This window comes from Roseivirga sp. 4D4 (genome assembly GCF_001747095.1).
Taxonomy (GTDB): domain Bacteria; phylum Bacteroidota; class Bacteroidia; order Cytophagales; family Cyclobacteriaceae; genus Roseivirga.
Genome location: NZ_MDGP01000001.1, coordinates 2,014,392 through 2,032,265 on the forward strand (window position 1 = coordinate 2,014,392; position 17,874 = coordinate 2,032,265).

Annotated in this window: 18 protein-coding genes; 13 read left to right on the forward strand and 5 right to left on the reverse strand. The window is 41.2% G+C overall.

Going from position 1 to position 17,874, the window contains the following annotated elements:
- Positions 1 to 2: 2 nt before the first annotated feature.
- Positions 3 to 1,427, reverse strand: a complete 1,425-nt coding sequence (locus BFP97_RS08750) for a CCA tRNA nucleotidyltransferase (protein WP_069842054.1) — start codon at positions 1,425 to 1,427, stop codon at positions 3 to 5.
- 157 nt (positions 1,428 to 1,584) lie between these two features.
- Between BFP97_RS08750 and BFP97_RS08755 the strand changes: the two genes are divergently transcribed.
- From BFP97_RS08755 to dapB, 7 genes are all read left to right on the forward strand, one after another.
- The gene (locus tag BFP97_RS08755) at positions 1,585 to 3,198 is read left to right on the forward strand and encodes a CTP synthase (protein WP_069842055.1); all 1,614 of its coding nucleotides are present in this window, start codon (positions 1,585 to 1,587) and stop codon (positions 3,196 to 3,198) included.
- A 10-nt stretch (positions 3,199 to 3,208) separates the two neighbouring features.
- Positions 3,209 to 5,035 (forward strand): membrane protein insertase YidC, encoded by a 1,827-nt coding sequence (gene yidC / locus BFP97_RS08760; protein WP_069842056.1) that lies wholly within the window; start codon positions 3,209 to 3,211, stop codon positions 5,033 to 5,035.
- Between the two features lie 147 nt (positions 5,036 to 5,182).
- Positions 5,183 to 5,863, forward strand: a complete 681-nt coding sequence (locus BFP97_RS08765; protein WP_069842057.1) for a metal-dependent hydrolase — start codon at positions 5,183 to 5,185, stop codon at positions 5,861 to 5,863.
- Between the two features lie 7 nt (positions 5,864 to 5,870).
- Positions 5,871 to 6,635 (forward strand): ParA family protein, encoded by a 765-nt coding sequence (locus BFP97_RS08770; RefSeq protein WP_069842058.1) that lies wholly within the window; start codon positions 5,871 to 5,873, stop codon positions 6,633 to 6,635.
- Positions 6,636 to 6,649: 14 nt separating this feature from the next.
- Entirely contained in the window at positions 6,650 to 7,555 is a 906-nt protein-coding gene (locus BFP97_RS08775; protein ID WP_069842059.1) for a ParB/RepB/Spo0J family partition protein, read from the forward strand.
- A complete protein-coding gene (locus tag BFP97_RS08780) occupies positions 7,555 to 8,121 on the forward strand; it encodes a DUF5683 domain-containing protein (RefSeq protein ID WP_069842060.1) in 567 nt (188 codons plus the stop codon). Before BFP97_RS08775 ends, BFP97_RS08780 begins: the two co-directional genes overlap by 1 nt.
- Positions 8,118 to 8,837, forward strand: coding sequence for a 4-hydroxy-tetrahydrodipicolinate reductase (gene dapB / locus BFP97_RS08785; protein ID WP_069842061.1), 720 nt, complete (start codon positions 8,118 to 8,120; stop codon positions 8,835 to 8,837). The genes BFP97_RS08780 and dapB overlap by 4 nt, the downstream gene beginning before the upstream one ends.
- Here dapB and ung read toward each other — a convergent pair whose 3' ends face one another.
- A complete protein-coding gene (ung, locus tag BFP97_RS08790) occupies positions 8,838 to 9,500 on the reverse strand; it encodes a uracil-DNA glycosylase (RefSeq protein ID WP_069842062.1) in 663 nt (220 codons plus the stop codon).
- Between the two features lie 74 nt (positions 9,501 to 9,574).
- Here ung and apaG point away from each other — a divergent pair, with 74 nt between their 5' ends.
- Together apaG and BFP97_RS08800 are read left to right on the forward strand one after the other, a co-directional pair.
- Positions 9,575 to 9,961, forward strand: a complete 387-nt coding sequence (gene apaG / locus BFP97_RS08795; protein ID WP_069844251.1) for a Co2+/Mg2+ efflux protein ApaG — start codon at positions 9,575 to 9,577, stop codon at positions 9,959 to 9,961.
- 137 nt (positions 9,962 to 10,098) lie between these two features.
- Positions 10,099 to 10,731, forward strand: a complete 633-nt coding sequence (locus tag BFP97_RS08800) for an O-methyltransferase (RefSeq protein WP_170827436.1) — start codon at positions 10,099 to 10,101, stop codon at positions 10,729 to 10,731.
- On the opposite strand, the gene BFP97_RS08805 is transcribed toward BFP97_RS08800, so the two are convergent.
- A complete protein-coding gene (locus BFP97_RS08805; RefSeq protein ID WP_069844253.1) occupies positions 10,720 to 11,334 on the reverse strand; it encodes a methyltransferase in 615 nt (204 codons plus the stop codon). The two genes, BFP97_RS08800 and BFP97_RS08805, sit on opposite strands and share 12 nt — an antisense overlap.
- 85 nt (positions 11,335 to 11,419) lie before the next feature.
- Between BFP97_RS08805 and BFP97_RS08810 the strand changes: the two genes are divergently transcribed.
- From BFP97_RS08810 to pulA, 3 genes are all read left to right on the forward strand, one after another.
- On the forward strand, positions 11,420 to 12,331 hold the full coding sequence (locus BFP97_RS08810) for a hypothetical protein (RefSeq protein ID WP_069842063.1): 912 nt from the start codon (positions 11,420 to 11,422) through the stop codon (positions 12,329 to 12,331).
- A 114-nt stretch (positions 12,332 to 12,445) separates the two neighbouring features.
- Positions 12,446 to 13,738 (forward strand): MFS transporter, encoded by a 1,293-nt coding sequence (locus BFP97_RS08815; protein WP_069842064.1) that lies wholly within the window; start codon positions 12,446 to 12,448, stop codon positions 13,736 to 13,738.
- A gap of 10 nt (positions 13,739 to 13,748) precedes the next feature.
- Positions 13,749 to 15,743, forward strand: coding sequence for a type I pullulanase (pulA, locus tag BFP97_RS08820; RefSeq protein ID WP_069842065.1), 1,995 nt, complete (start codon positions 13,749 to 13,751; stop codon positions 15,741 to 15,743).
- Here the strand turns inward: pulA and BFP97_RS08825 are convergent.
- Positions 15,740 to 16,534 carry a PhzF family phenazine biosynthesis protein gene (locus tag BFP97_RS08825; protein ID WP_069842066.1) on the reverse strand — a complete coding sequence of 265 codons (795 nt, stop codon included), beginning with the start codon at positions 16,532 to 16,534 and terminating at the stop codon, positions 15,740 to 15,742. The genes pulA and BFP97_RS08825 overlap by 4 nt on opposite strands.
- Entirely contained in the window at positions 16,515 to 17,372 is an 858-nt protein-coding gene (locus BFP97_RS08830) for a DMT family transporter (RefSeq protein WP_083262486.1), read from the reverse strand. The genes BFP97_RS08825 and BFP97_RS08830 overlap by 20 nt, the downstream gene beginning before the upstream one ends.
- 53 nt (positions 17,373 to 17,425) lie before the next feature.
- Here BFP97_RS08830 and BFP97_RS08835 point away from each other — a divergent pair, with 53 nt between their 5' ends.
- The gene (locus BFP97_RS08835) at positions 17,426 to 17,869 is read left to right on the forward strand and encodes a peroxiredoxin (protein WP_069842067.1); all 444 of its coding nucleotides are present in this window, start codon (positions 17,426 to 17,428) and stop codon (positions 17,867 to 17,869) included.
- Positions 17,870 to 17,874 lie beyond the last annotated feature (5 nt).

Below are 17,874 nucleotides of genomic sequence, written 5' to 3' on the forward strand. Positions count from 1 at the left end.
AATTATTTCAGTGATTTAACAACATTCAAGCCAAGTTCCCTACCTAGGTTAAGTAGGTATTCGTATGACTCATCAAATTCATTTCTGATTTTACCTTCCAAAACTGCCTCTTTCAACGCTTCCTTGATATCTCCGATGGTCTTACCTGGCTTTAATCCAAAGACCGTCATGATCATTTCTCCGGTAATTACGGGCTGAAAGTTACGAACTTTATCCTTCTCCTCTACCTCTCGCATGCGCTTTTCGACTTTATCAAAGTTCTGGAGGTAGCGCTTAACCTTATTGTTATTCTTGGAGGTGATGTCTGCTCGGCAGAGTGTCATTAGTGCCTCGATATCATCTCCAGCCTCGAACAGGAGCCTTCGCACAGCCGAATCTGTGATCTCATCCTTTACCAGAGCAATGGGCCTCAAGTGGAGACGTACCATTTTTTGAACAAACTTCATGGACTCACCCATTGGTAGCTTCATTCTCCTAAATATGCCTGGTGTCATTCGCGCACCCTTGTCTTCATGACCATGGAATGTCCAACCTACTCGCTTATTAAAGCGCTTGGTTGCAGGCTTGGCGATATCATGCATGATGGCGGACCATCTCCACCATAGGTCGTCCGTATGCTTACTGATATTATCTAATACCTGAAGCGTATGATAGAAATTATCTTTATGCGATTTATCCTCTATACTATCGACTCCCTGCAAGGCCACTAACTCTGGAAAAATGAGTTTGAGCAACCCACAATGGAATAGGAGCTTAAACCCATAAGATGGTTCATCCGAAAGGATAATCTTATTCAGCTCTACAATGATTCTTTCTTTGGATATAATACTGATACGCTCTTTCATATCAATAATACCCTGGAAGGTCTCAGCATCAATATCAAACTTCAATTGTGATGCAAAGCGGATAGCACGCATCATACGCAGAGGATCATCCGAAAAAGTCCTGTCCGGCTCAAGCGGTGTTCTGATAAGTCTTTCTTTCAAATCATTTACTCCTCCGAAAGGATCAACCAATTCGCCATAGCTTCCTTCGTTGAGGCTAATCGCCATGGCATTGATAGTGAAATCCCTACGATTTTGATCATCCTCTAGGCTGCCGTCTTCGACAATGGGTTTTCTCGAATCCCTTTGATAAGATTCCCTCCTGGCCCCAACAAACTCAAGTTCCAAATCGCCATCCTTGATCATGGCAGTACCAAAGTTCTTGAAGACTGATAATGGCACTTTATCACCAAGTGCTTTTTTCACTGCTTCTGCCAGTTGAATACCGCTACCCACACAAACAAAATCAATGTCTTTTGATGATCGGCCCAACAATAAATCCCTTACATACCCTCCAACAACATAGGTCTCTAAGCGCTCATTATGAGCCACTTGGCTTATGGTTTTGAAAATGGGATCTTTAAGTTTTTTGGTCAGATTCATTGATCGATCTCCTTAAAAGGCAGGCAAAGTTAGCAGTTTATCTCAGGGAGTTCAAAACGAACAAAAAGACATCAACTTAAAGATTAAAAATTGCCGACCAGATTAAATTGAAATCCTTACCTTTGTATCCCATAAGTTAATTTCTCTTATCACACTTATGGCATCTGCGAAATACATTTTTGTTACTGGTGGTGTTACTTCTTCCTTAGGAAAAGGAATCATTGCTTCATCACTCGGCAACCTTCTTCAAGCTCGAGGATATCGGGTAACCATTCAAAAATTTGATCCTTACATTAATGTAGATCCAGGTACACTCAACCCTTATGAACATGGTGAGTGCTATGTGACCGATGATGGCGCGGAAACTGATTTGGACCTTGGTCACTATGAACGTTTCCTAAATACACCTACTTCACAGGCAAACAACGTGACGACAGGTAGAATCTATTATGATGTGATCACCAAGGAAAGACGTGGTGACTATTTGGGAAAAACTGTTCAGGTAATCCCTCACATCACGGATGAGATCAAAAGAAATTTCTTTCGTCTTGGCGAAACAGGCGATTACGACTTTGTGATCACTGAGATTGGTGGATGTGTCGGTGATATTGAATCACTACCCTTTATAGAAGCCGTAAGACAGGCGCGCTGGGATGTTGGTGAAAACAACTGTTTGGTAATTCACCTCACGCTAATTCCATATCTAAAAGCGGCAAAAGAATTAAAAACTAAGCCTACCCAGCATTCGGTTAAGCAACTCCTTGAAGCTGGTATTCAGCCGGACATTCTTGTATGCCGATCTGAAAAGTCGTTACCGAACGATATACGCAAGAAGTTGGCCCTGTTCTGCAATGTGCAGTTGAACTCTGTTATTGAGGCCCTCGATGCAGATACCATCTATGATGTTCCTCTTTTAATGAGAAAGGAGAAACTAGATGAAAGAGTACTCACAAAACTCAGGATGCCTTCTAAGGACCAGCCGGAAATTGATGACTGGAGAAAATTCTTAGGAAAGTTAAAGAACCCAACCAATGAAGTTAACATTGGCCTGGTGGGTAAATATGTGGAACTTCCAGATGCTTATAAGTCAATTGCAGAGGCTTTCATCCACGCTGGAGCTCACTTAGAGTGCAAAGTGAACGTTCACTGGATTTCTTCAGAGTCCGTAACAAATAAATCCGTACATAGAACCCTGAGAGATATGGACGGGGTATTAGTAGCACCAGGTTTTGGGGAACGTGGCATAGAAGGTAAGATTGAAGCGATAAGGTATGTCAGGGAGAATAACATCCCATTCTTTGGTATTTGTTTGGGTATGCAATGCGCTGTTGTGGAGTTTGCCCGAAATGTACTTGGCCTTTCAGAAGCAGCTTCAACGGAATTAAATGCCAATACACCAGATCCCGTGATCGGTCTTATGGAGGATCAGAAGAACATAGAAGACTATGGTGGTACTATGAGACTAGGTGCTTACGATTGCAAGGTGAAAAAACCTTCCAAAGTATATAATGCATATGGTGTTGTCAACGTGGCCGAGCGCCATAGACATAGATATGAATTCAATAATGAATACCTCAAAGATTTCGAAAAGGCTGGAATGAAAGCTGTAGGTGTGAATCCAGAATCAAATTTGGTAGAAATCGTTGAGATTTCAGATCACCCCTACTTCGTGGGCACACAATTTCACCCAGAACTAAAAAGTACTGTGATGAACCCTCATCCACTATTTGTAAGCTTTATAGGCGCAGTAGTGAAAAACAAAAAGAATTAATTTTACAGAAATGGATAGAAATCAGACCATTGGTCTCGTTTTAATAGCGGTCATACTTATTGTTTACTCAATAGTCTACAGACCACCTGCTCAAGAAGAACCTTTAGAATTCGCTGACACTACATCCGTAGAAAGTGTGACTCCACAAGTTCCGGTTCAGGAAGCTCAACCGGTAGAGGTAATCGATGAGACCCAGACAGCCAATGACCTTTCTGCGCAATACGGAGCTTTTGGCGCTGCTATGCAGGGCAATGAAGAGAGCTTTGTCATTGAAACAGATAAGGCCAAGTATACCTTCTCTAATAAGGGTGGTGCTATTACAGCTGTAGAACTCAAAGACTACGTAACATTTGACCAAAAACCTCTTATCCTGTTCGATGAGAATACCAGTCAAAGGGTTTTGAACATCCCTACAACTAAGGGAAATATCGATCTCAACAACCTCTATTTCGAGTCCAATAGCTCTAATCGCACTGTTGCAGCGGATGGTAGCGCAACTATCAGGTTCTCTGCTGACCTTGGCAACGGCAAGTCAATTGTACAGACATATGTCATCAATGCCAACAACTACGAATTAGATTATCAGCTCAAGTTGAATGGTCTTCAAGGTGAAGTCATTGGAAATGAAGCTACGATGGCTTGGGCGGTGGCCATGCAGCGCTATGAAAAGAACCTTGAGGATTCAAGAAACAAGACAACCCTCAGGTATTACACACTTGACGAAGACTCAGATAACCTAAGTGCCACCTCTAGAGACCCTCAAAAGGAGACCATTGGAGGTGTGAAATGGCTAAGTTTCTCTCAAAAGTTCTTCAACTCAGGTATCATCTCTGAAAAAGGATTTAACCAAGCCACCATAGGCTCTACTGTAGGTCTTGACTCCACGATAGTCAAAGAAGGCCTCATGGAATTGTCTATCCCAATGGGCGATGTTTATGCAGGTGCAAACTTCACCTATTACTATGGCCCAAACAGTTATAAAGGTCTAAAGAAAGTAACTGAAGCATACGAAGACAATGTTTACATGGGCTACAAATTGGTGAGCTGGGTAAACAAATACATCATAGTTGAGCTATTCGGCTTTTTGGAAAGATACATTGGCAACTATGGGGTGATTATTATGATCATAGTGCTGATCGTTAAGCTTGTTCTTTTCCCATTATCAAGAAAATCATATCTCTCAATGGCCAAAATGAAGGTTTTAAAACCTGAGTTGGATGCTATGAAAGAGAAGGTTGGTGGAGACCAACAGAAGATGCAACAGGAGCAAATGAAGCTCTATAGAGAGGTTGGAGTTAACCCGATCAGTGGTTGTATACCGCTGGTACTTCAAATGCCGATCTTATTTGCGATGTTCTTCTTCTTCCCTAATTCGATTGAGCTGAGACAGCAGTCCTTTTTATGGGCAAATGACCTTTCTACTTATGATGTTTTGTTAAACCTTCCGTTTACAATCCCTTTCTATGGATCTCACGTCAGTGGTTTTACTTTACTCATGACCCTTTCTACATTGCTTTATACTTGGTCCAATAATCAAGTAAGCTCTGTACAGGGACCAATGAAGAGCATTGGCTACGTAATGCCAGTCATTTTTATGTTTGTGTTGAACAGCTACTCTTCTGGTTTGAGTTTCTATTACTTCGTTTCAAACATCATCACGTTTGGACAGCAAACACTGATCAGAAGGTTTGTTGATGAAGACAAGATTCGTGCAACACTGGAGGAGAACAAGAAAAAGAATGTGAACAAAAAGAAATCTAAGTTTGCATTGAGACTTGAAGAGGCCATGAAAGCCAGCCAGGAAGCACAAAGGCAAAAACAGAAAGGAAAAAAATAAATATAAAGGAGGTTCAAAAGCCTCCTTTTTTATTTGGCTCTGAACAACAAAAACTAGTCTATGAGCTGAAGGCATAATCGCATTATACTTTCGACTAAACTTATATCTTTGTAAGCTATTCGTCAACCAAATAAAACCTACTCCTAAATGAAATTTACCTTCTTTGGACATGCCTCTTTTTTAGTAGAGACAATGGGAAAGAAACTACTTTTCGATCCGTTCATTACTCCTAATGAATTGGCTAAGGAAATTGACGTAGATGCGATAAAGCCAGACTATATTCTTTTGAGTCATGGGCATAGCGATCATGTGGCCGATGTGGAAAGAATTTATGATAATTCTGAAGCTACTATCATCTCTACCTACGAAGTAGTTGGGTGGTTTGGAGCCAAGGGATTAGAAAGAGGTCACCCTATGAATCATGGAGGTTCCTGGGACTTTGATTTTGGCAAGGTAAAGCTTGTCAACGCAGTACATTCCAGTTCTATGCCTGATGGTAGTTACGGTGGGCATCCTGCGGGCATCGTCATCAAGAATGAAGAAGGGTGCTTCTACTATGCTGGAGACACGGCTTTGACAAAAGACATGGAATTAATTGGAGAAGAGTTTGAACTTGATTTCTCCATTATGCCCGTTGGTGACAACTTCACTATGGGAATCTCAGATGCGATGAAAGCTGCAAAAATGGTAAGATGTGACAAGGTGATCGGAGTACACTTTGACACTTTTCCTTACGTTGCCATCGACAGACAAGAGTCAATGCAGATCGCTGCCGAAAACAAGGTACAATTGACACTCCCAGAAATTGGACAAACACTTTCACTATAAATAACAGATGGGTAAAATTATCGCGATAGCAAACCAAAAAGGCGGTGTAGGTAAAACTACTTCGGCTATGAACCTGGCTGCCAGTCTGGCTGTATTGGAATATAAGACATTGGTGGTTGATGCTGACCCTCAAGCCAACACCACCTCTGGTTTGGGACAAAACCCCAGAGAAGTAGAGCTGAGTATTTATGAGTGCATGGTGGGCAAAGCCAACATTCAGGATTGTATTGTACAAACTGATGTTCCTCATTTAGAATTAGTACCATCTCATATTAACCTTGTGGGTGCTGAGGTAGAAATGGTTAACCTGACCAACAGAGAAGAAAAAATGCGTGGTGTACTGGGAGAAGTTGCTGACAATTATGACTTCATCTTAATTGACTGTGCTCCGTCTCTTGGTCTCATAACGATCAATTCGTTAACAGCTGCGAACTCTGTGATCATACCAGTACAATGTGAGTACTTTGCATTGGAAGGACTAGGTAAGCTTTTGAATACCATCACCATCATTCAAAAACGTTTGAACTCGAGTCTTGAAATCGAAGGAATTCTATTGACAATGTATGACGTAAGGCTGCGTTTGTCTAATCAGGTGGTAGAAGAAGTACAGACTCACTTCAAAAACATGGTTTTCGAAACCATTATACCGAGAAATGTAAAATTAAGCGAGTCACCAAGTTTTGGTATTCCGGCCATTCAGCATGATGCGGATAGTAAAGGTGCACTTGCATATTTAAATTTGGCTAAAGAAATCGCTGATAAGAATCAGTAATAATACTTTTTAATATGGCATCTAAAACTCCAAAGAGTAGAAACGCATTGGGAAGAGGTTTGGGAGCACTTTTGGAGGATTCCTCAACAAACGCTGCAGAATCACTAAACAAAAATCCAGTTGGATCAATGAATGAAATCCAACTAGATCAAATCCAGGTCAACCCCTACCAACCTCGTACCCATTTTGACAGGCAAGCACTAGAGGAACTAGCTGAGTCTATAAAGGTTCAAGGCATAATTCAGCCGATCACAGTTAGGAAACTTAGTGATAATGAATTTCAGCTAATCTCAGGTGAAAGAAGGTTTCAGGCTTCCAAAATTGCAGGTATTGAGAAAATCCCTGCTTATGTAAGAACGGCTGACGATCAACAAATGCTAGAGATGGCATTGATTGAGAACATTCAGCGTGAAAACCTTAATGCCATGGAAATTGCATTGAGCTATCAGCGCTTACTAGAAGAATGTGACCTCAAGCAAGATCAACTGGGTGAACGTGTTGGAAAAAACCGAACCACGGTCAATAACTATTTGAGGTTACTCAGGCTTCCACCGGATATCCAGGCAGGCATTAGAGATAAGAAAATCTCAATGGGACATGCCAGGGCAATTGTTAATGTGGATGATATCGACAAACAGCTTCATATCTATAAAAAAATCGTTGACGAAGAACTTTCCGTAAGAAAAGTCGAACAACTGGTACGAGATTTGATGTCTGGAGACAGCGATAAATCTGGTAAAGAAAAGAAAGGAAGCACACAGCACAGAAATTATGAAGTGCAACAGGTTCAACAAAAGCTTTCTTCACATTTCGGTACTCGGGTTGGTCTTAGGGCAGATAGTCAATTTAGGGGCGAGATTAAAATCCCTTTTGTATCTACCGAAGACCTAAATCGCATTTTGGAAATTATTAACATGTGATGCGACTTATAACTTCTATTGCACTTTGTCTCTTACTTTCATTACCTTCTCTGGCTCAGGATAATAATGCCGTTTTAGAAAACGGAATTATTACTGGAAAAGAGATCAAAGTGAACCCCAATCAGAAGTATTATAATCCTAGAATCGCTTCCAGCAGATCCGCGATCATTCCTGGCTGGGGGCAAATCTACAATGACAGTTGGTGGAAAGTCCCCGTACTCTACACAGGTTTTGGGGTGGCCATTCACTTCATTGGAGTCAACGAACGGAATAGAAATGAAAATCTCGATTTTGCAGCAGAGGAATTAGCAAAGGACATCCCAAACGAAAACTTGGTAAGGATTTACAGAAGACGAGCAGATAATTGGCGAAAGAATAGGGACTTGGTCATTCTTACAATGGTGGGCATATATGCCCTACAGATCATAGAAGCAGCCGTAGATGCTCACCTCAAAGGTTTCAATGTAGATGAAGACCTTGCATTAAATATTAAACCAAAGCTTGGAGTTATTTCAAATGGAGCCCCCTATCTCGGTTTTGGTGTTACCCTACCCATCGGAAGATGAATATTCTATTACTAGGTTATGGAAAAATGGGCCAATTGATAGATCAATTGGCTACAGAAGCTGGACACCAAATAGTCGGTAAAATCAGTATTGACAATAGAGTAGAACTTGATAAGCTTGATACATCCTTGGTAGATGTCGCTATTGATTTCAGTCAACCTGAAGCGGCCGTAGATAACATCAAGTGGTGTATCGACCATGAAATTCCAGTGGCCGTTGGTACCACAGGTTGGTTAGAGAGAAGAGAAGAAGTCAATTCCTATTGTAATGAAAAAAGCGGTACTTACCTCTATGCTTCTAATTTTAGTATTGGCGTAAACCTCTTTTTTAAACTGAACAAGCAGTTGGCCATACTGATGAATAACCAAAAACAGTACAGCGTCAAGACAAAGGAGATTCACCATACCCAAAAACTGGATGCACCAAGCGGGACTTCAATAACTATAGCAGAGGGCATAATAAAGGAATTGGACAATAAAACAAGCTGGGTGAACCAAGAGGCTTCCTTGCCGAATGAACTAGAAATTATATCGGAACGTGTTGACCCAGCACCGGGCACCCATGAAGTGAGCTATAGCTCCACCGTTGACACCATAGAAATCAAACATACTGCACATTCAAGAGAAGGTTTTGCCAAAGGTGCTATAGCCGTAGCACAATGGTTAAAAGATCAAAAGGGTGTAAAGTCTATGGAAGATTTTCTTCAATTTGACTGATTACCAATTGATCGGTTGAAGGCCTTTTGATTCTAAATAGGCATTCGCTTTACTGAAATGACCTCGCCCGAAAAAACCTCTATGGGCAGAGAGTGGAGATGGATGCGGAGACTTCAAGATGAGATTATCAGTAGCACTAACGATAGCCGCTTTCTTTTGAGCGTAACTACCCCAGAGAATGTAAACAATGTCTTTTCTGGTCTTCGCCAGATGAGTAATTACAGCATCGGTGAATATTTCCCATCCTTTTTTCTGGTGAGATCCAGCCTGGTGAGCGCGCACTGTCAATGTCGCATTGAGTAAGAGCACCCCCTGCTGAGCCCAGCCCTCTAGTGAACCATTAGGAGGAATCTCTCGACCCAGGTCATTCTTAATCTCCTTGAAGATATTCACAAGAGAAGGAGGAAAAGGCACGCCCTCATGCACTGAAAAACAGAGGCCGTTGGCTTGGCCCGGGCCGTGGTATGGATCCTGTCCCAGGATAACCACCTTCACTTCATCAAAAGGACATGCATCGAATGCTCGAAAAATATCTCTCCCTTTGGGATAAATTGTATGTTGTTTATACTCCTCTTTTACGAAGCCAATCAGCTGTTTGAAATAATCTTTTTCGAACTCTTCTGACAATACCTTAGACCAACTTTCTTCAATTTTTACAGCCATTGAATTTTCTTCAGGGGGGTTAGTTATTTTCGAACTAATCTATAACTTTAAATCACAGAAGTAAACAGAAAATGATTGTTACAGCGACAACTGAGGGCATCAAAGTTTGTGTAGAAACAAACTATCAGGCGGAATATTCCAGCCCGAGCCAGTCGCACTATGTGTTTACTTATAGAATCACCATTGAGAACGAAGGTGATTATACCATTAAGCTCCACCGCAGGCATTGGTACATTCATGATGCCAATAATGTAATGCGTGAAGTAGAAGGCGAAGGCGTTGTTGGCCAACAACCCATTTTAGAACCAGGCGAAAAACACCAATATGTTTCGGGTTGTAATCTAAGGTCTGGTTTTGGCAAAATGTATGGCACCTACCTGATGGAAAAAGTGGTTGACGGAAGAGAATTTGAAGTTGCCATTCCTGAATTCAATATGGTAGTGCCCTATCTGATGAACTAGTTTTGTTCGAGATACTTTCCTTTTTTAATTATTGGTTAAAAAGAGTTGATCAGCATTCGCTGCACTCCCCTTTTGTGTTTGACCTTTTCACACAAGTAATATCTAAACCATCTAATAAAGACCGTGAAATTGAGGCTTTGAGATTTCAGTTGACGCACTCGAGAAAGGCTATTGAAATAACCGATTTTGGTGCAGGATCAAGAGTCACTAAGAAAACCAACCGATCCATCGGTGGCATTGCCAAGTTCGCATCCACTCCTTCCAAATTCTCTCGATTCTTAAGCAGAGCTATCGATCACTTTGGCTATACAAATATTATTGAGTTGGGAACCTCTTTGGGGATCAACACACTTTATTTAAGTCAAAATGAGGATAATCAAGTCACTACTTTCGAAGGTGACCCAACCATTGCCATAATAGCTCAAGAACATTTTGACTCTTTTGGTCGAAAGAATATTAAAACTATCGTTGGAAACATAGATTATACTCTTCCAAAACATATTCAGAGTCTAAATCATATAGACCTCGCCTACCTAGATGCTAACCATCGCTATGATCCCACACTTCACTATTATGAATTAATTCAACCGCTGACGCATGAAAAAAGCATGATGGCCATCGATGACATTCACTGGTCGAAAGAGATGAACAAGGCATGGCATGAATTAAAAAAAAGACCTGAAGTAACCCTTTCTATAGATTTATTTGAGGCTGGGCTTTTATTCTTTGATCCTAATCTTCAGAAAGCCGATTATATATTAAAGTTCTAAAGGAGTCATCTTGATAAACAACTCACTGCCAGCTCTGGCAGTTATCGAGTTATAGGCTTCTTCCATAATATCAATGCTAAAGCGATCGGAAAACAACAACCTATATTCGCTTTCATTGCCACCAAAAGGAGGTCGATCATCAAACAAAGGTATTTTGAACATAAGCCCCACCAACACTCCATTTGGCCTCAGAAGATTATGCATTTTCTCTACATACTGGGCTCTGAGCTTGGGGTCAAGTGCACAAAAAAATGTCTGCTCAATGATCAGATCGAAGCGATCCTCTAACTGAAAGAAATCTACATTCAGTAACTGATCCTTAGGAAAATCAGGCACACGCTTGATGAATCGAGTTAAAGGTTCTTCGGAAATATCAACCACGTAGACATTTGTAAACCCATTGTTCCAGAGATATTCCGCCTCATATGCATTACCGGCTCCAGGGATCAGTATCTTGAGGCTCTTATCATCGATTTGATCAAAATAACCTTTAAGTGGTGTAGAGACATACCCGATGTCCCAACCCATTTGATCTTTCTGATATTTATCAGTCCAGAACTGTTCATTCAAGTCAACATTTCCGGTTTCTCTTTTTTCCGACATTGAATAATTAAAAAAAATGTGAGTACTTCGCCCAATAATCAAACGACCCAGCGTTTTTAAGTTGGTTGGCAAATCCATTTGGATCATGAGTGAAGTAACAGGTAAAAGTAACAGAGATATTATCAGAATCGTTCTAATCGTAATTCTGATTGGTGTAGTAGTAGGAGGCGGTTATAAAATCAATGAAGACAGCAAGGAAAGGAAAGCACTTCAGGCTGAATATGATCTTACCCGTGAAACGCTAACAACCAAACTTGACAGTATCTCTGTGGAATTAAGTGGAAAAATATCTGAGATTTCTGAATTAGGAGGAAATATTGACTCATTGATCATTCTAAAAGACTCCATTACTGCTGAAAGAGATCAATTACAAAGAACCAGAGTTGCTAACAAAGCGCTGATTCAAAGATTAGATCGAAAGGTAAATGGCTATGAAGAGCTCCTGTTAGCTAAGGATGAGGAAATTGTTCAACTTAAGAAACTGAATAACGATTTATTGGAGGAGAACAACGATCTAAAAGTTGACAAAAACGAACTTAATAAATCCCTAACCGAAGCAGCTCAACGGGAAGAAGCATACAAACAAAGAATATCGCTTGCTGCTAAACATCGCGCTGAAAACATCAAGATCTTCAACATCAATAGTAGAGGTAAAGAGCGCGAGGGTGACTTCCGAAAAAGACAAGCACAGAAAATCAAAGTCACTTTTAATTTGGCCCCTAACGATGTAGCACCTGTGGCAGGTCATCAAATTCTTATACAATTGGTTGACCCACTTGGCAATGTAATCTTTGATGTTGCGAGGGGTTCTGGCTCTTTCCAAATAGATGGCCGCGAGGAGTTCTACACTGCGATGCAAGAGATCGTGTTCGATAACTCTAAACAAGAGCTCTCATTTGTTTACGACAAAGGTTCTGAATTCAATCCTGGTGATTACAAAGTGGTGATTTTAGCTGATACTTACGAAATAGGCCAAACGACCTTTAATGTAAGGTAAACTCGGATTTTTTGCCCTTCTCTAGCATAGTCTAAAGGAACGTGCAAACGTTCGCATTTCCGTTTCGGGCCGAAAGCCTTATCTTTCTTTTTTGGTAAAAGCCCAACCTTCGCTATGCTTCCTATTCAGAAGAATTTCACAAAGTCATTTTTTGTAATACTTAGTCTGCCAGCCACAGCCATGGGCTTTGCACTTTCTGTGCAGATTGCAGCACTGAGCTGGATTCTAAATACCAAATTTGGCTTTGATTTACATGAGATCGGCCTTGTATGGGCAGCTGGCCCCTTGGCTGGAATTATTGGTCAGGTAATCATCGGACTTATTAGTGACAAAGTTTGGTTTTGGGGAGGTCGCAGAAGACCCTTCATCCTTATCGGTGGATTGATTGCTGCCTTGATGCTGCTAGCGTTACCAAACATCGACTTGATAGGAAAAGCTTTGGGTGTTGAAGAATTTCTAGGTGTTGCTATTGCTGTAGCCCTTTCTCTCGACTTAGCAATCAACATTAGTTTTAACCCCACAAGATCAGTCATTGCTGACGTAACTACTGAAGGTTCAACGCGGACCAAGGGTTACACATGGATGCAAACTATCTCTGGTTTTTTTGGAGTAGTTGCCTATTTGATTGGTGCCTTTGTCAGCAACTATATGCTCATCTATACAGGAGCTGCATTGGTCTTTGTTTTTTCAATTATACCCACTCTATTTATTACAGAGCCAAGACAACTGAATGCCTCTGATGACAATGCCGAGGAAAGTAAACCGGGCAGTACCAACATGCCAGAGTTCTTGAAAATATGTGTGGCCCATGCATTTACCTGGCTAGGCGTACAAACCATGTTCGTCTACACCTTCGCTTACATTAAGGAAGTCATAATGGGCTTTGGCACCACAGAAACACTGGCTGAGGCCCAGAACAATGAAATTGGATTTATTACGGGAATCTCCTTTGCCGTACTTAACACAGTCGGGTTCTTATTACCAGCTTTGGTATTAGAGCCAATAACCAAAAAAATTGGCCGAGTTAAAACGCATATGCTGTGCATAGCGATTATGTCCATTGGCTATGTTTTAATAATCCTGCTAGGTCAGTCATCCACTATGCTCTTTGTTCTGATGGCTGTGGTGGGAGTTGGATGGGCTGCAGTGGTTAGTTTGCCCTTCGCCATTATGTCTGAAACAGTAGACCAGAGTCGCATGGGATTGTATATGGGGCTATTTAATTTATCCGTTGTGATTCCTCAACTCGTAGCATCAAGCTTAGGAGGTTTTATTGACGGACAGGCTAACAAAAATAGCATCTTCATCATCAGTGCTATTGCACTTGGTATTTCAGCCGTTCTCTGGCTCTTTGTGAAAGAATCAGGTACAAAAGCTTCAAAATTAAGCCCTTCTGGCGGTCATTAATCAATACACTATGAAACATCTTTTACGATCAACAGCTTTACTCTTCCTTATTATGTCAGCTTGTGATAAAACACCTCAGTACGAAGCGCTAGAGGACTACCCGGTATATGAAAGTAATGACTTGGGATTTACCTATACTCCTGAAGCAACATCATTCAAGATGTGGTCGCCTGCCGCCCAAGAAGTGATGGTCAATATTTACGAACAGGGAAATGGTGACAATTTAGAAGGTTCGTTTAAAATGAAAAGAGGTCGTCAAGGGGAATGGTCTTTCACCTTGAATGGCGATCAGAAGAACAAATACTATACCTATCAAGTCCGACAAAACGGACAGTTATTACAGGAAAAGCCTGATTTATACTCCGTTGCCGTTGGCGTTAATGGTCAACGCTCCATGATCGTATCGTTAAATGAAACTGACCCAGCAGGGTGGGAAAATGACAAAAGACCTGCGCTTGAAAACTACACAGACATTATTCTTTATGAATTGCATATCAGAGACATGTCCATACATGAGTCATCCGGATCAGAGCATAAAGGAAAATATCTCGCGCTGACAGAAGAAGGAACAAAAAGCCCGAATGGCCTAACAACGGGACTTGACCATATTAAAGAACTTGGTGTTACTCACGTACACCTTCTACCTACTTTCGACCACAAATCAATAGATGAGACTCGACTTGATGAGCCTCAGTACAACTGGGGTTATGACCCTCTGAATTACAATGTTCCGGAAGGCAGTTTTTCTATAGACCCATATGACGGGAGAACGAGAATCAAGGAATTCAAGCAAATGGTACAGGCCTTCCATAAAAATGGCATCCGCGTTATCCTGGATGTGGTATACAATCACACCGGACAGACAGAAGATTCAAACTTCAACCAACTTGTACCTGATTATTTCTATCGGCAAAGACCTGATGGCACTTTTTCAGATGCATCAGCTTGCGGCAATGAAACTGCTTCGGAGAGAGAGATGATGCGTAAGTACATGGTAGAGTCTGTCAAGCATTGGGTGAATGAATACCATTTAGATGGTTTCAGGTTCGACCTTATGGGAATACACGATATGGAAACCATGAACGAGATAAGTACGGCAGTAAGAGCGATTGATCCTTCTATTTTCGTTTATGGTGAAGGATGGAAAGCTGGTGATTCTCCTCTACCCGATAATCAACTTGCCCTTAAGGCCAACACCTACCAAATGGAACAAGTCTCTGCCTTCAGCGATGATCTGAGAGATGGTTTGAAAGGAAGTGTTTTTGAGCACGAGCAGAGAGGTTTTGTTAGCCAAGGAAATGGAACTAAGGAGAGTATTAAGTTTGGGGTTGTAGCTTCAACTCAACATCCTCAAATCAATTATGAGGCTGTTAACTATTCAAATGCTCCCTGGGCAACCGACCCTTCCCAGACGATAAGCTATGTTTCATGCCACGATAACCATACGCTGTTTGATCGCCTTCAAATTTCTAACCCTGAAGCTTCGGAGAAAGAGCTTATTAAAATGCATAAGCTGGCTGAAACCATTGTTTTAACCTCGCAGGGAGTCCCATTCATCCATGCAGGTATGGAAATGCTCCGTACGAAAAACGGTGAAGAAAACTCTTACAACTTACCGGATGAAATCAATCAAATCGTTTGGACTCGAAAAGAAGAATACCAAGAGGTCTTCGACTATTACAAAGGCTTGATTGCCCTAAGAAAAGCTCATCCAGCATTCAGAATGCCAGAGACCAAAATGATTCAGGATCACCTAGAGTTTTTGGACATAGAGGGAGAAAACTTCCTTGGATACAGACTTAAGGACAATGCTAATGGGGATACCTGGAAAGAGATATTGGTTCTACTCAATGGAAGTGACCTCAATAAAACCCTGGCTTTGCCGAAAGGAAAGTGGACTTTAGTCGGAAATGGAGAGGTAATCAATGAAAATGGAATTGGCCGATCAAGATCAGGAAGTATCACAGTGCCCGCCATGACCGCGTTCATCCTGAGCCAGGATTAGATATTTAATTCTGACTCAAAGACCTTGACAGCATAACCTTCAAGAATAACCCTACCTCCTCGTAGCTCAGTCGTCATATGGCCCGAGCGTTCGGATGCTTGAAATGCTTTGAATTTCGTTTGATTCATTCTGGAAGACCAGTAAGGGGTCAGTATAGTATGCATAAAACCAGTCACTGGGTCTTCTTTTATTCCGAGGTTTGGGGCAAAGTACCTTGATGCGAAATCATAGTCATCACTACCTGACCATGCCGAAACGATTACGCCATTTACCGCCAGGCTTGCGATGATGCCAGTATCGGGATTTGTATTCAACAGCGTAGACAGCTCGTTAAAAACCACGATCAACTCATTTGGAACTGTCAATACCTCCTTGATTTCTCCTCCAAAAAGCCCCTCAAGTTCGGCCACGGAACCCTCCCATTTTTCAGTTGGCATCAAAGATGGGAAGTCCATGGAAAGACTGTCATCTTCATTCTGAGTCACGATTAGTTTGCCACTTAGCGTATTAAAGACAATTGGTTCATCTAAGGGTTTATACCCCTCATTGAATAAGACATAAGCTGTTGCCAGTGTTGCGTGGCCACATAAAGGCACTTCTCTGGCAGGCGTAAACCATCTCAAATCACAAGATTCTGCACTAAGCCTTACAAAGGCCGTTTCAGACAGGTTCATCTCTGAAGCAATCTGCTGCATCTGTACATCAGTCAAGGCTTGATCAACAATACAAACCGCAGCCGGATTACCCTTGAAAAGCTCCTTAGTAAATGAATCAATTTGAAATAACTTCATTCTTCTTTCTGTTCTTAAATGCAACATTAAGGATCACACCAACCAACACAGCTGACATACCAAGATAGGTCAGGAAGTTGAAAGTCTCATCGAAAAGGACATATCCAAAGCCTAAGGCATAGATAATACCAATAAAGTTAATATTGGCCACCTTGGCCAACTCTTCTGACTGGTACGACTTAGTCATGAAATATTGTGCTACCTGGGTTAACGCTCCAATGGCCAAAAGAATAATCCATTCCTCACCCACCGGCATCACCCAATTAAAGCCAGAATAAATTCCGACAATAGGTAGTGTGACTAATGGAAAATAGAAAATGATCACCAGTGGATGCTCAGACGTCTTAAGTTTCCTAATCATATTGTAGGCAATACCAGAGAAGAATGCAGCTCCAATACCAAGCAAAGCCATTTCAACTGAAATTCGGGTGTCAAAGCCCTTGATCATAACAATGCCACCAAATGATATGGCAAAAAACAGCCATTGTAACGGGTTTACTTTTTCCTTCACAATCCAAATACCCAATATAGTGGTGAATATTGGACTCAAGAACATCAGAGTAACCGCACTTGCCAGAGGTATCTCCTGAAGTGTGATAAAGAACATGATCAAGGCTATCGCTCCGGCTAGGCCTCGAATCAAAAGGGTTTTCCGATTCGTTCCAAAAAGAGGTACCCGCTGATATTTCAAAGCCACACCTGACATTACAAACGAAACAATTGAGCGAAACAAAATGATTTCTACAGCAGGTATGTTAGGAACGTATTTTATCAGAACGTTCATGACCGCAAACACGAATGTGGCCAAGAGCATGTAAATCACTCCTTTTGAAATCATGTGCGAAGGTCTGTTTTTAGTGTAGATTTAAAAATTAATAGACAGAAATACTTATGGCATTAAAACCAGGCGAGAAAGCTCCAAATTTCGAGCTCAAAAGCACGTCCGATCAGAACTTCAAATTAGCAGACAATGTTCCCTGCATCATCTATTTTTATCCAAAAGACTTCACCCCTGGCTGTACTGAAGAGGCATGTAGTTTTAGAGATGGTTTTGCCGAATTAAGAAACCTATCTATCGATGTTTACGGAATTAGTAAAGATTCCATTTCAACACACAAAAAGTTTCGAGAAAAGAATAAGCTCCCCTTTCATTTACTGAGTGATCCGGATGGGAAGGTATGCAAATCTTACCAGGCATTAATCCCGGTTGTGAGAATACCGAAGAGAATAACCTACCTTATTGACAAAGACATGCGAATAAAAGCCGTTTATGCAGACCTTTTTGGATTTAAGAAACACTTAGAAAGTATGATTCGCGAATTAAAAACTGAATAAAAGTC

Coding starts and splice junctions, on each gene's coding strand:
- ung (WP_069842062.1), bottom strand. CDS start 9,500: ATGGCTGTAAAAATTGAAGAAAGTTGGTCTAAGGTATTGTCAGAAGAG.
- BFP97_RS08825 (WP_069842066.1), bottom strand. CDS start 16,534: ATGAAGTTATTTCAAATTGATTCATTTACTAAGGAGCTTTTCAAGGGT.
- BFP97_RS08765 (WP_069842057.1), top strand. CDS start 5,183: ATGAAATTTACCTTCTTTGGACATGCCTCTTTTTTAGTAGAGACAATG.
- BFP97_RS08830 (WP_083262486.1), bottom strand. CDS start 17,372: ATGATTTCAAAAGGAGTGATTTACATGCTCTTGGCCACATTCGTGTTT.
- BFP97_RS08755 (WP_069842055.1), top strand. CDS start 1,585: ATGGCATCTGCGAAATACATTTTTGTTACTGGTGGTGTTACTTCTTCC.
- dapB (WP_069842061.1), top strand. CDS start 8,118: ATGAATATTCTATTACTAGGTTATGGAAAAATGGGCCAATTGATAGAT.
- yidC (WP_069842056.1), top strand. CDS start 3,209: ATGGATAGAAATCAGACCATTGGTCTCGTTTTAATAGCGGTCATACTT.
- BFP97_RS08835 (WP_069842067.1), top strand. CDS start 17,426: ATGGCATTAAAACCAGGCGAGAAAGCTCCAAATTTCGAGCTCAAAAGC.
- BFP97_RS08780 (WP_069842060.1), top strand. CDS start 7,555: ATGCGACTTATAACTTCTATTGCACTTTGTCTCTTACTTTCATTACCT.
- BFP97_RS08805 (WP_069844253.1), bottom strand. CDS start 11,334: ATGTCGGAAAAAAGAGAAACCGGAAATGTTGACTTGAATGAACAGTTC.
- BFP97_RS08770 (WP_069842058.1), top strand. CDS start 5,871: ATGGGTAAAATTATCGCGATAGCAAACCAAAAAGGCGGTGTAGGTAAA.
- BFP97_RS08775 (WP_069842059.1), top strand. CDS start 6,650: ATGGCATCTAAAACTCCAAAGAGTAGAAACGCATTGGGAAGAGGTTTG.
- BFP97_RS08810 (WP_069842063.1), top strand. CDS start 11,420: ATGAGTGAAGTAACAGGTAAAAGTAACAGAGATATTATCAGAATCGTT.
- BFP97_RS08815 (WP_069842064.1), top strand. CDS start 12,446: ATGCTTCCTATTCAGAAGAATTTCACAAAGTCATTTTTTGTAATACTT.
- pulA (WP_069842065.1), top strand. CDS start 13,749: ATGAAACATCTTTTACGATCAACAGCTTTACTCTTCCTTATTATGTCA.
- BFP97_RS08750 (WP_069842054.1), bottom strand. CDS start 1,427: ATGAATCTGACCAAAAAACTTAAAGATCCCATTTTCAAAACCATAAGC.